Genomic DNA, 12,779 nt, shown 5'->3' with positions numbered 1-12,779 from the left:
GTAAACAAAGAGAAGACAGTGCTACGGGGCAAGATGGCTCCTATACTCTAACGGCACTTTCTTCTTTTGTTTGCACTCCGTTCAATACATTTGTCCTGCAGAGCAGAGGTGTACAGGTTGTGAACGGCTGCCGTGCACATCATTAATCCATTAAGGCCTGTCGCTTGCTGTAATGACTCCGGTGGAGGCTGAAGGCTCCCACGACAGCGGCGGGTTCACAAGCGAGAGGATTATTATGCTCAGACGCACAAAAATTGTGGCAACCCTGGGGCCTGCAACAGAATCTGAAGAACAGCTGCAAAAGCTGATTGAAGCTGGCGTCAACGTTGTTCGCCTCAACTTCTCCCACGGTGATCCGGAAGATCACAAAGCCCGTGCCAAAACCATTCGTGAAATTGCTGAAAGACTGAACCGTCCGGTTGCTATCCTGGGTGATCTGCAAGGGCCAAAGATTCGCATTGGCCGTTTCCAGAATGGCAAGATTCACCTTCCGGATGGCGCAACCTTTCACCTGGATGCCAGCCTTCCCATTGATGATGGCGATGAAACCCAGGTGGGGCTCGGTTATAAAGATCTGCCAAACGACTGCAAGGTTGGTGACATACTGCTGCTGGATGACGGGCGGATCAGCCTGGAAGTCATGGCGATTGATGGTCCGAGCATAAAGACCAAAGCGATCAATGGCGGCGAGCTGTCCAATAACAAGGGCATTAACCTTCAGGGTGGCGGTCTTTCTGCGGCGGCATTAACGGAAAAAGATAAGCAGGACATTCTTCTGGCGGCTGAGCTGGAAGTGGACTATCTGGCAGTATCTTTTGTCCGTCATGCCAGCGATGTTGAAGAAGCCCGTCGTCTACTCCACGAAGCTGGTGGAACCGCCGCTATTCTGTCCAAGATTGAGCGGGCCGAGGTGGTGAACGACCACGACCTGCTGGCTGAAATTATTTCCGCATCCGATGCCGTGATGGTTGCCCGTGGTGACCTGGGGGTCGAAATTGGTGATCCTGAGCTGATTGGTGCCCAAAAGCACATGATCAGTGAAGCCCGTCGTTTGAATAAACCGGTCATTACCGCCACTCAGATGATGGAGTCCATGATTCACAACACGCAACCAACCCGGGCAGAAGTGTTTGACGTCGCCAATGCGGTCCTGGATGGCACTGATGCCGTGATGTTATCCGGTGAAACCGCCACTGGTAAGCGCCCGGATGAAGTGGTCAAGGCCATGAGTCGCATTTGTCTCGGTGCTGAAAAACAGTCTGTTGAGTACATGACGGAGCGCCGCATTGGTCAGTTTACCAATATTGATGAGGCCATCGCTCAGGCAACCCTGTTTGCAGCTAACCATCAGAGTGACATCAAGGCCATCGTCTGTCTGACGAAAAGTGGTGCCACACCGCTGTGGATGTCCAGAATCAATACCCGTCTTCCTATTTTTGCCCTGACGCGTTACCAGACTACCGAGCGCCGGGTTGCCCTGTATCGTGGCGTGGAAGCGGTGGCGTTTGACAGTGGTACTGAGTACGGCCCGGAAGTCAATGGACGTGCAATTAATGTCCTTAAAGAGCGTGGCCTCCTGGAGGCAGGCGACAAGATTATTCTGACCAAAGGCGAAAGTCAGGAAATCGAAGGTGGTACCGACACCATGCAGATTATCAGCGTAAGCTGAGTCAACAGAACCTATTTATTTCTAATTGCTTTACCAGCAGTTAGGCACTTGGAAGGAGAAGAGCCTGGCATGACCGAATTAAAGAGAGTCGGAGTTTTGACTTCCGGGGGTGACGCTCCCGGTATGAATGCGGCCATCCGTGCCGCTGTTCGTGCCTGCATTTACTACGGTATTGTTCCCGTAGTGATTCAGGAAGGCTACAAAGGGTTGATTGAAAACCGTATGGAAGTGGCGGATGCCCGGACGGTTGCCAATATCATTAATCAAGGGGGGACCTTCCTGAAATCAGCCCGCTGTCAGGAGTTCCGCACCAAAGAAGGCCGTGTAAAGGCTTACGAAAATGCCCGGGCTGCTGAGCTGGATGGTCTGGTGGTGATCGGTGGTGATGGTTCATTCACCGGTGCCATGCTGTTGGAAGAAGAGCATGGTCTGCCCTGTATTGGCGTTCCCGGTACCATCGATAATGACATTTACGGGACTGACTTCACCATCGGTTATGACACCGCCCTGAATACTGTTGTTGAAGCCATCGATAAGATTCGTGATACTGCAACTTCTCACAACCGCCTGTTCTTCGTTGAAGTGATGGGCCGAGATGCCGGCTTTATTGCTCTGAACACGGGTATTGCTTCCGGTGCAGAGGATATCCTGATTCCTGAGCAGGAAAAGACGGTTGAAGTGTTCATGGAATCTTTGCAGAAGAGCGGCCGTGCGGGCAAAACCTCCAGCATTATTGTGGTTGCTGAAGGTGATCGCAGTGGCGGTGTTTTTGAACTGTCCCGCGCTGTGGAAGAAAACTTTCCTGAATATGAAGTGAAGGTTACCGTGCTGGGGCATATCCAGCGTGGTGGCAAGCCTACCTGCTTTGACCGTGTTCTGGCCAGTCGTCTTGGTGTTGCCTCTGTAGAAGCGCTGCGCAATGGTGACAGTGGTATTATGGTCGGCGTTCGTGACCAGCAGGTGGTGAAAACCCCGCTGGAAAGAGCCATCAGTAAGCACAACCAGATTGACAATCACCTGATGAAAGTGGCTGAAATCGTTTCAGTTTGATTCTCTGGTGTCCAATGGTTGAATGCTGATCAGCAGATGACTAAAGTTCTTTAAGTCGGAAAAGCCTCTGAACAAGAGGCTTTTTGCTTTCCTCCCAACCGGTATTCGCCGGTCCCGCATCTGTGAAGCGATCTCATGCCATGGGCAAGCTTCACAGAAGATTGTTGTAACAGCCGCAGGTAACAGTTATGGCTATCTTTGACTCTCTCAAAAAAAGTCTGGGCTTTGGCTCGAATGAGGGAACAGTCCTGAAGGCACCTTTGACGGGTAAGATTGTTCCCATAGAGGACGTTCCGGATCCGGTGTTTGCCGACAAGGTGGTGGGAGATGGTCTGGCCATTGATCCAACCGGGCATATTATGGTCGCGCCCTGTGATGGTGTGATTGGCAAGATTTTTGAAACCAATCATGCTTTCAGTATGGAAACCCCCTCGGGCGTTGAGCTGTTTGTCCATTTTGGCATTGACACCGTGGAGCTGAAAGGGGAGGGCTTTAAACGGATAGCGACAGAAGGGCAGCGGATTAAAGCGGGTGATCCTGTGGTTGAAGTGGATCTTGGTTTGCTGAAGGAAAAGGCGAGAAGTGTGGTAACGCCCATTGTGATCTCCAATATGGACGATGTCAGTCATCTGGAGAAATTCAGCGGGCATGTGCAGGCCGGGGCTGATACGCTGTTGACTGTATATATGAAGTGAGACGCTTGCAATGATGGCCAGCCAGGCTGGTTTGGCCATTGACCAAAGTCCACTTATACAAAAACCGTTCCGGCAGGAAAAGTGTCGTGCAGAAACACGACAAAATCAGTTTTTGGGCATAAATGAAGGGATTTTCATTTGTTGAAACCTGGCTATGTTTTCAGCAAATTCTGGTGCGTCCTTATTAGCCATTGCCATCTCAAGGTCGAAAGCGTCCACTTTCAGATCATCACCAACGACACTGTTGAAGCTTTCTACTGCCTGTTTAAAGTTTGCTTTAGCCACATGAATGTCTGATTCAGACGCTATGTGAGCATTACTTCTATGACTCAGGTCCTGTAACTCATTTTTACACTTTTGCATCTGTTTCAGGGTATCGCAAAGGTTGGTGAATTTTTTCTCAGTGTCTGGATTTTTAAGGGCCAGATCTATTGGTTGCTCAACACTCTCTGTATTCTCTACAAAGGCAGGGATGTTCATTTGTTTATATTTTGCGGCGTCTTCAGCAAATTCTGGTGACTGTTTATTCGCCATTGTCATTTCAAGGTCTGAAGCGTCAATTTGTTGATCAGCACCGACGGATTGATTGAAGCTGTCAACTGCCGCATTAAACTTTGCTTTAGCCCGCTGAAGTCCAAGACTGCACATTCTGAACTCGTCAGTACCACGCTCCAGGTTTTGTAAATCATTTTTAAAAGTTTGCATCCGTTCCAGATTGGTGCAAAGCCTGTCAAATCTCCTTTTGATGGTGGCTGGATTGGCCTGTTTTGCTGGCTGCTCAACACTCTTTTCTGTTGTTTGTTGGTCACTGATGGTTGGGCCGTGTTGCTGTGTTGGCTTGTACTTTTGGGCGTGTCTGTCCCGGATGCTGGTTTTTCCGGGTGTTGACGAAAAACGGGATAACAGGGATGACAGGAATGACTTGAATGTTTTTGTTGTTGTGACCTTAAACCCGCGAAAGTCTCCCTCTGATTTATTGGTTTCCGGAGTTTTAACGTCGTTGATTGTCGGTGTCAGGTTGACAGGTTGATGGCCGCCGCCGACTCCATGCATCGCAGTGTCTCCCCAGCACAATTAAGAATATAGTGAAATATAGACTATTTGTCGGCCTGTATGGCTAATGAATGAGTGCAAGCCAGAAGGTATCTTTGACGGGAATGAATGTTCCCATAAAGGATGTTTCGAATCTGCTGTTCGCTAGCGCTGAAGTAGATTAGTTTTCATTTTTTCATACTTGGCTACGTCTTCAGCTGATTCAGGCGAGCGTTTTTCCTCTGGTACCTGTAACGCGTCAAAATCAATTTTTAGTTGAGGGCCCACCGTTTTATTGAATTTTTGCTGGGCAAGGGTGCCCTTTTGTTTGGCACCATCCATGACACTTTGACATTCAGTGATCTGTGCTTTGACTTCCGTGTATCGCGGGCCCTTGACTGCCCCGGGAATCCTCAGAATATTGTCGTTAATGCTATAAAGCTTTGACAGTTCTTCTTGCAACTGTTGTATTTTCTCCAATTCCCGGTTGATTTGAGAAAAGAGTTTCATGGACTTTGGGTTATTACTTGCCTTTTTCAAAGCCTGCTCAAAATCCTGGCCGCTGTCTTTGGCTCCATCGTTATCCCTCTTATTAAACAAGGGGTGCAGGGCGGAGGCGAGCACGGTGATATTTCGTGAAGCAAGCTTGGCGTTGTCGGGGATTGATGAATAATTTGCAGAGAGAATATTTCTTACGCCTTTAACGACGGTGACTTTGAGCTGGCCAAAAAAGCCTTTGTCAGTCTGGACATTGCTGGCGTTTGCTGGTGCCAGATTGGCGGTCTGCTGAGTGCCTCCTACTCTGTGCATGCGCTTATCTCCGCAATAATTATGAAAATTTTTCTATCGGCGGATTCCTGTCATTCATAAGCACCACCAGAAGCCCTGAGACCAGGATGCTTCTGGCGTGGTTCCCTTATCACATGGTTTTCATGGCCTCCTGCATTTCAGTACGGATATGGTCAGACTTGGGTCCGAAGATCGCCTGCATATTATGGCCAACCACCACCACGGCGGTTGCACCCAGCTGTTTGATACGGTCAACATCGGCATTCCCGGTATTGTTAACGGTGACTCTAAGGCGGGTAATGCAGGCGTCCAGGTGTTTAATATTGCCTTTACCGCCAAACGCATTAATCAGGTTAACGGCCAGCTCGCTGGATGATCCGGCATTGACTTCGCTCTCACTTTCATCTTCGCGCCCGGGCGTTTTCAAGTTAAGTGCCAGAATCAATACCCGGAAAGTAACATAGTAAAGTACGGCATAGAGAGCCCCGAGCATAATGATCCAGACAGGTTTGGTGGCAATGCCGAAATAGAGTACATAGTCGATCAGGCCATTAGAGAAGGACATGGCCATCTTGATGTCCAGATAGTTGGTGATGGCGTAAGCCATGCCAGCCAGCAACGCGTGCATACCATAGAGCAACGGGGCAACAAACAGGAAAGAAAATTCAATGGGCTCGGTGATGCCTGTCAGTAACGAGGTCAGTGCTGCAGAGATCATGATACCGCCAGCTTTTGCCCTGTTGTCCGGTTTTGCACAATGCCACATGGCAATGGCCGCAGCAGGCAAACCAAACATTTTGAACAGGTAGCCGCCGGCCAGAAAACCGGCGGTTGGGTCTCCGGCAAAGAAGCGGGCAATATCGCCATTAAATACCGTACCGGACTCATCAATAAATTCACCCATTTCCATATGGAAAGGCACGTTCCAGATATGGTGCAGGCCAAAAGGGATGAGTAGCCTTTCGACAAAACCGTAAACAAACCCTGCCGCCTCCGGGTTTTCATTCACTGACCAATGGGAAAAGTTATTGATAACGGATTGGACTGGGGGCCAGATAAAGCTCAGCAGAATACCGAGGAAAATGGCACCAATGCCGGTAGCAATGGGGACAAACCGTTTACCGGCAAAGAAACCAAGATACTCCGGTAACTGAATTTTGTAGTATCGGTTAAACATCACTGAAGCCAGTATCCCGACAATGATGCCACCAAAGACGCCGGTATCAATGGTACTAATGCCCATCACCGATGAGGGTTCAAAGCCCAGTTGATTGGCCATGATACCCATGGTGCCGAGCATAATGACAAAGCCGACGACAGCCGCCACTGAAGAAACACCGTCGTTTTCCGCCAGGCCTATGGCGGTACCAATGGCAAAAATCAGCGGCAGATTACTGAATACGGCACCGCCGGCATGGGCCATAATGCTGGAAATCAGATCCGGTATGAACGAAAACCCTGCACTGCCGACGCCCAGAAGAATCCCGGCTACAGGCAGTACGGCAACTGGCAGCATTAATGCTTTACCAATTTTTTGCAGCGTACCGAAAGTACTTTTGATCATGAGGGTGGCTCCGGAAAGGGATTAACCGATCAGACCGCCTCTTGGATAGCAACCGGTCAACTGTAACTCCTGCCCGTTATAAATGGCGACGGAGTACAGATACTCTGCTGCGATCAGATTGAGTCAGTCTCGGTTAGTGTGTTGGAGGAGAAAAACAACAGTCCATAAGAATAGACCAACTGGATGCGTAACTGCGGAGCTTGCCAGATTCTGTTGATTCGTAGATGAAGCTATCAATAGTTTGATAGGTATATCTCGAAATAATTTGATCTGGATCAAGTGGTCGCGTGCGGCTTTTACGTATAATTCGAAGCGTGCACTGGATCAACGAGAGCAGGTCAAACAACAAGAAATGCCCTGCTCCGGGTCTGGGCAGTAAAAACCACAGCATGGAAATTAGAATAGAAGCGGGAGCATCAGGGTGGCAGTCAATAAAGCTCAGGTTTGAGGGGACCTGGGCTTTTTTTTATCTTTTCAGAAAATGTTACGATTATTAACGGATGTGAGTATTATTATTTATATGTAGTTTCCCTGCCCCTGCTGGCAATAAGCCAGGGTTGGGGCTGAGCAATGGAGCTGATGGATTCATGCAATATCTGATTACCGGTGGTACCGGGTTTATTGGACGCCGACTGGTTCATCGTCTGCTTAATGAAGGGCATCAGGTGGTCGTGTTGAGTCGTCAACCGGCTAAAGAAGTTCGTCTGCAACTCTCTACCCGGGTAAAACCTGTTTCCTCGCTATCCGCTGTTAATCCAGCCTCGTATTTTGATGCGGTGATCAATCTCGCCGGGGAGGGTATCCTTGATAAAAGATGGAGCCGGGCTCGCAAAAAGACCCTGCTGGATAGCCGTATTGGGGTAACGTCAGAGCTGGTGGACCTGATTGAGCGGATGGAAAATAGACCGGGCTGTTTCATCAGTGCTTCTGCGATCGGGTATTATGGCTTCTCCCGTCCCGGCGAGGAGCTGGATGAGTCCGCAGAAGTGGGCAGTGACTTTGCGGCAACCCTTTGTGATCGCTGGGAACAGGTGGCCAGGCGCGTTGAGGCATTGGGGGTTCGCACCTGTATCGTCAGAATCGGTGTGGTGTTGCACCCCAGTGGCGGAGCGTTGCAGAAGATGCTACCAGTTTTCCGTCTGGGGCTGGGGGGGCCAATTGGCAGTGGCCGACAGATCATGTCCTGGATCCATATGGACGATATGCTTAATGCATTGCTCTATCTGGTAAACCATCCGGAAATAAAAGGGGTTTTTAATGCCGTTTCCCCGGAGATTCTGACCAACAAGGCATTTGCCAAAGAGCTTGGGCGTGCGGTTCGTCGACCGGCGATCCTGACCACGCCAGAAAGTGTTCTTGCGTTGATGCTTGGAGAGTCTGCACAGTTGCTAACGGAAGGGCAGGCGGTGACGCCCAGGCGACTTCAGGAAGCAGGCTTTACCTTCGCTTACCCCAATGCCAGAAAGGCTTTGGCATCACTGCTTGCTTACCTGCGATAAACGCTCCTCACTGGCCGGGGGCGTTCCATAGCCTGATCATTGCAGATCGTTTAAATAAATTAACGGTCTCAAAGATTTTTTTATTATAAGATTTCATAACTGATTATAGATATCTCAAGGCTGAGAACCATGACTCAGGCATTGGCCATCAAGAATTTAAAAAAAGTATACGACGACGGTTTTGTTGCTCTGAAAGGGGTTGATCTGGAGGTCGCGAAAGGCGACTTTTTTGCCTTGCTGGGTCCCAATGGTGCCGGCAAATCAACCACCATCGGCGTGATTTCATCAATGGTCCGAAAGTCTGCCGGGAGTGTCTCTGTCTTCGGCCATGACATTGAGCGTGATCTGGTTCGGGCCAAGCGTTCCCTGGGGGTCGTGCCCCAGGAATTTAATTTTAATCAGTTTGAAAAAGTTGCAGACATTCTGGTCAGTCAGGCTGGCTATTATGGCCTTTCTGCCAGGCAGGCCAGACCCCGTATTGAGCACTACCTGAAAAAACTCGGCTTGTGGGATAAACGCTTTACCCAGTCCCGAATGCTGTCGGGCGGTATGAAGCGACGTTTGATGATTGCCAGGGCGTTGATCCATGAACCTGAATTGCTGATTCTTGATGAACCCACTGCTGGCGTGGATATAGAGCTGCGTAGAAGTCTGTGGGAGTTTATCAAAGAGATCAACGACCATGGCACTACGATTATTCTGACTACCCACTATCTGGAAGAGGCGGAGCAACTCTGTCGTAATATTGCCATCATCGATCAGGGGGAAATCGTGGAAAACACCAGCATGAAACGGCTGCTCAGCCTGTTGCAGAAGGAAAGTTTTGTCCTGGATTTGCGCCAGCCTATTGAACAGATACCGGTGTTTTCAGGCTATAAGGTCAACAAAATTGACAACAACTCGCTGGAAGTTGAAGTGGATAAGAATACGGGCGTGAACGATCTGTTCCGGCAGCTGAGTGAACTTAAAATAGAAGTCGCCAGCATGCGAAATAAAAACAACCGACTGGAAGAGCTTTTTGTCAATATGACCAAAGGTGCCCTGAAAGGTGAAAGCGCAACGGGAGGCGAAGCGTGATGCCAGGCCTGGAACATGGGGGAAGTCGGGGATTGCCAGAAAGGCCACAGCACAGTGAGTTTCGTTATCACTGGGTTGCCTTTGTCACCATCTTTGCCAAGGAAGTGCGGCGCTTTATGCGAATCTGGCCGCAAACTCTGTTACCGCCGGCGATTTCCATGGTGCTCTATTTTGTTGTTTTTGGGGCGGTGATTGGCTCCCGTATTGGTACCATGAGCGGCTTCAGTTATATGACTTACGTTTTGCCCGGGTTGATCATGATGTCGGTGATTACCAACAGCTTCAGTAACGTGGCCTCCAGTTTTTTCAGCAATAAATTTCAGCGAAGCATTGAAGAGGTGCTGATATCTCCCGTGCCCAACTGGATCATTCTGGCGGGCTATGTGCTGGGAGGGGTGGCCCGGGGTGTGATTACCGGGGCTATCGTCATGGGGTTGGGCCTGTTTTTTGTTGAGCTGGATATCCATGATGTGTTTGCAACTTTACTGGCCGTGGTCATGACCGCCACCCTGTTTGCCCTGGGAGGGTTTATCAATGGCATTTTTGCCAGAAAGTTTGACGATGTATCCATTATTCCGACCTTTGTATTGACGCCCATGACCTACCTTGGTGGTGTCTTTTACTCCATCGAAATCCTGCCCGAATTCTGGCAGAAAGTCTCTATGCTAAATCCGATTCTCTATCAGGTGAATACCTTTCGCTATGGACTTCTGGGGGAGGCAGGTGGTGTTGATACCCGCTTTGCTTTTGCGGTAATGTTGCTGGCGATATTGTCACTGGGTGCCTACAGCTTGCACCTGCTGAAAACGGGTCGAGGTCTGAGAAGTTGATGGTTGTTGGCAATGAGTGATGTTCTGCATGCTTCACCGCTGGGTAAAAACAGCGACTACAAATCGGCATACGATCCTTCGCTGCTGTTTCCCATTGAGCGGCAAGACAAGCGTATAGAGCTGGGTATTGATCCGGATAATTTGCCGTTTTACGGTCGTGATCTCTGGTATGGCTATGAGCTTTCCTGGTTAAACCTTTCCGGAAAGCCCGTTGTGCGCGTTGCCCGGTTTGAGCTGCCCTGCAGCTCCCCCTGCCTGATTGAATCCAAGTCGTTCAAACTGTATCTCAACTCATTTAATCAATCCCGGTTTGCCAGTGCTGAACAGGTTGCAGACTGTATTGCCCGGGACCTTTCGGCAGCAGCCAAAGCACCGGTGGCAGTGCGGTTATATACCATCAATGAATTTGAGGCCCGTGCTTTTGAGCCTGCACCGGGGATCAATATTGATGAAGCCGATGTTGTTGTGGATTGTTACCAGTATGATCCAACGCTACTGGCCAGAAGCTCAACGGGCGATCAATCAGCGGCTGATAATGGATTGGTCAGTGAGACGTTGAATACCCATCTGCTGAAATCCAACTGTCCGGTTACCGGCCAGCCTGACTGGGGAACGCTGGTGGTCAGTTATCGTGGTGAGCAGATTGATCATGCATCGCTACTGAAATATGTCTGTTCATTCAGGGATCATCAGGAGTTCCATGAACAGTGTGTTGAGCGAGCGTTTGTTGATCTGCAAAAACACTACAGGTTTGCAGAGCTGACGGTCTATGCCCAATATCTGCGGCGGGGTGGGCTGGATATTAACCCCTGGCGCAGTACATCAGACAGCAAACCAGGGGCTCTGCGGTTGATTAGACAATAAGTCTCAATGATTTCTCATCAGGCACAATAAGCGGGAAGGCCGGTGTTTAATCGGTCTTGCTCTTGGTATGCTCGGTCAGATCCCGTAAATCGTCTAATGTCTTTGATTTCTTTGTCTCATCGATTGAAGACAGGGTAACGTTTTGTTCAGCTTCCTGGTAAGCCTGCTGCTCAAGGTAACACCCCTCAAAACGGATTTTCAGTCTTTTTGCCATGTCAATTTCATTTCCGCGGACACAAAACTCAATGAGCGGATTGAGCAGGAACAATTTGTCACTGATCTCTCCGGGAAGGTGCCAAGCGTAAGATGCGATAAAATCCTTGAAATTTGAAATCTCGTAGTGTTCCATGAACCTGATTTCACGATGATTTTTTTTTGTCAAAATATCCTTAATGGTGTCTTTAATTATTTGTTTGCCAGCTGCCTCGGGAGCTGCCAGTTTCAGTATTTTATCTACATCGAAAGAGCGTTGGCGAGATTTATTCATTAGGGCTTTGACAAGGTCCTTGTCGGTAAGGTGAACACTGAGATTTTCTGAAATATCTATTGCTCTATCGTAATTACGCCTGGTAAAGCAGAGATTCATGAGGGAGTAAGCCAGCTTGGTATCCTTGATGCCGCGATTGAAAAATTCCTCAAAAAAATTCACTATGTCTTCGTACTTTTCTTCGTCCAGTTTTAGTAACCATTTAGCGTCTTGCAAACATTTTTCCAGCCCGTTAGCCAGAGTATTTTTGGCAAACTCCAGGGATTGGGCATCTTGCAGATTTGCCAGTTTCAGTATTGCTTTGCCATGGTCATAAAGGGAGTGTTCGCCAGGTTCAGCGTCTGGTCCATATTTCTCGATCAGTTTATCGAGAACTTTGCTACGTTCAGCGTCTGATGCGTACTTCTCGATCAGTTCATCGAGAACTTTGCTACGTTCAGCGTCTGATTTGCATTGCTGGAGCAGTATTTCGATAGTTTTGGCAGGTTCAGTGTAGGGTGCGTATTCCCGGACCAGTTCATCGAGAGCTATCCTGAGACGGTCTGCTTCAAGATTTGCAGTTGCTTTGCAGGTATCTTTAATATGACAGGCATGGTCGAAATCTTTCCGGTCGAAGAACAACTCAAGAGCTGAATTCGCCAGTGTACTACCATCATGGTCACAACCTGCCAGCAAACAGTCGATAAGCGCTTTAAGCTTATTGTACTCTTCCGGGGGCAAACTACGGATAGATGGTAAGTTATCCTGCAAGACGGTTTTCAGGATATCCCCGGCTTTTTGCGCAGCCTGATCCGGGGATGACAGTTTCAGCGATGCCAATAATGATTGAACCCTTGCGGCATCTTTTGCTTCTACAGCTTCTTTAAGAGCTGACAGAGCCTCTTCCGGATCCATCAGAATTGCGGGCTGCAGATCGGTTGTTATGCCGGTTTCGGATTGTGCGCCTTTACCAGCAGGGCTGCCTTGATCAGAGGAAGAAATTTTTCTGTCGGCAAGGGCCGTATCTGTGCCGGTGCCGGTTTCCAGGAAGCCAATAGCGTGGAGTATTGTGGTAACGACAGCGCCAAAAAAGCTGCTTTCAGCCTTTTCTGGTTTTTCTATTGACTGTGCAGATGGTTCCTCACCGTTTGAGCTGAGCGGTAGAGGTGATGATTGGAGCTTTGCAGGTTGCATAACTGATTAAATACCTCACTAAGGTTATTGTTGTCAGTACTCCATCAGAC

Annotated in this window: 11 protein-coding genes; 7 read left to right on the top strand and 4 right to left on the bottom strand. The window is 49.0% G+C overall.

Features of this window, described 5'->3' with window-relative positions; translation table 11 throughout:
- Positions 1-235: 235 nt before the first annotated feature.
- The 3 genes from pyk to crr all read left to right on the top strand — a co-directional run bounded on the left by pyk (position 236) and on the right by crr (position 3,414).
- Positions 236-1,669 carry a pyruvate kinase gene (gene pyk / locus O3276_RS09060; RefSeq protein WP_269675347.1) on the top strand — a complete coding sequence of 478 codons (1,434 nt, stop codon included), beginning with the start codon at positions 236-238 and terminating at the stop codon, positions 1,667-1,669.
- Positions 1,670-1,738: 69 nt separating this feature from the next.
- The gene (gene pfkA, locus O3276_RS09055) at positions 1,739-2,719 is read left to right on the top strand and encodes a 6-phosphofructokinase (RefSeq protein ID WP_269675346.1); all 981 of its coding nucleotides are present in this window, start codon (positions 1,739-1,741) and stop codon (positions 2,717-2,719) included.
- 188 nt (positions 2,720-2,907) lie between these two features.
- On the top strand, positions 2,908-3,414 hold the full coding sequence (gene crr / locus O3276_RS09050; protein ID WP_269675345.1) for a PTS glucose transporter subunit IIA: 507 nt from the start codon (positions 2,908-2,910) through the stop codon (positions 3,412-3,414).
- Between the two features lie 105 nt (positions 3,415-3,519).
- Here the strand turns inward: crr and O3276_RS09045 are convergent, their stop codons facing one another.
- From O3276_RS09045 to ptsG, 3 genes are all read right to left on the bottom strand, one after another.
- Positions 3,520-4,467, bottom strand: a complete 948-nt coding sequence (locus tag O3276_RS09045; RefSeq protein WP_269675344.1) for a hypothetical protein — start codon at positions 4,465-4,467, stop codon at positions 3,520-3,522.
- 144 nt (positions 4,468-4,611) lie between these two features.
- On the bottom strand, positions 4,612-5,256 hold the full coding sequence (locus tag O3276_RS09040) for a hypothetical protein (protein WP_269675343.1): 645 nt from the start codon (positions 5,254-5,256) through the stop codon (positions 4,612-4,614).
- A 109-nt stretch (positions 5,257-5,365) separates the two neighbouring features.
- Positions 5,366-6,799, bottom strand: a complete 1,434-nt coding sequence (ptsG, locus tag O3276_RS09035) for a PTS glucose transporter subunit IIBC (RefSeq protein WP_269675342.1) — start codon at positions 6,797-6,799, stop codon at positions 5,366-5,368.
- 587 nt (positions 6,800-7,386) lie between these two features.
- Between ptsG and O3276_RS09030 the strand changes: the two genes are divergently transcribed.
- The 4 genes from O3276_RS09030 (at position 7,387) to queF (ending at position 11,069) form a co-directional block, all read left to right on the top strand.
- Positions 7,387-8,298 carry a TIGR01777 family oxidoreductase gene (locus tag O3276_RS09030; protein WP_269675341.1) on the top strand — a complete coding sequence of 304 codons (912 nt, stop codon included), beginning with the start codon at positions 7,387-7,389 and terminating at the stop codon, positions 8,296-8,298.
- Positions 8,299-8,427: 129 nt separating this feature from the next.
- Positions 8,428-9,375 (top strand): ABC transporter ATP-binding protein, encoded by a 948-nt coding sequence (locus O3276_RS09025; protein WP_269675340.1) that lies wholly within the window; start codon positions 8,428-8,430, stop codon positions 9,373-9,375.
- Positions 9,375-10,205 (top strand): ABC transporter permease, encoded by an 831-nt coding sequence (locus tag O3276_RS09020; protein ID WP_269675957.1) that lies wholly within the window; start codon positions 9,375-9,377, stop codon positions 10,203-10,205. Before O3276_RS09025 ends, O3276_RS09020 begins: the two co-directional genes overlap by 1 nt.
- A gap of 12 nt (positions 10,206-10,217) precedes the next feature.
- The gene (gene queF, locus O3276_RS09015; RefSeq protein WP_269675339.1) at positions 10,218-11,069 is read left to right on the top strand and encodes an NADPH-dependent 7-cyano-7-deazaguanine reductase QueF; all 852 of its coding nucleotides are present in this window, start codon (positions 10,218-10,220) and stop codon (positions 11,067-11,069) included.
- Positions 11,070-11,115: 46 nt separating this feature from the next.
- Here queF and O3276_RS09010 read toward each other — a convergent pair whose 3' ends face one another.
- Positions 11,116-12,729: a hypothetical protein gene (locus O3276_RS09010; RefSeq protein ID WP_269675338.1), complete on the bottom strand. Its 1,614-nt coding sequence runs from the start codon at positions 12,727-12,729 to the stop codon at positions 11,116-11,118.
- Positions 12,730-12,779: the final 50 nt, after the last annotated feature.

The sequence above is a fragment of the Endozoicomonas sp. GU-1 genome, assembly GCF_027366395.1.
In the GTDB taxonomy this organism is placed as follows: Bacteria; Pseudomonadota; Gammaproteobacteria; order Pseudomonadales; family Endozoicomonadaceae; genus Endozoicomonas.
Note: the sequence above shows the minus strand (reverse complement) of the source record. Positions and strands in the feature narration are given on the sequence as shown.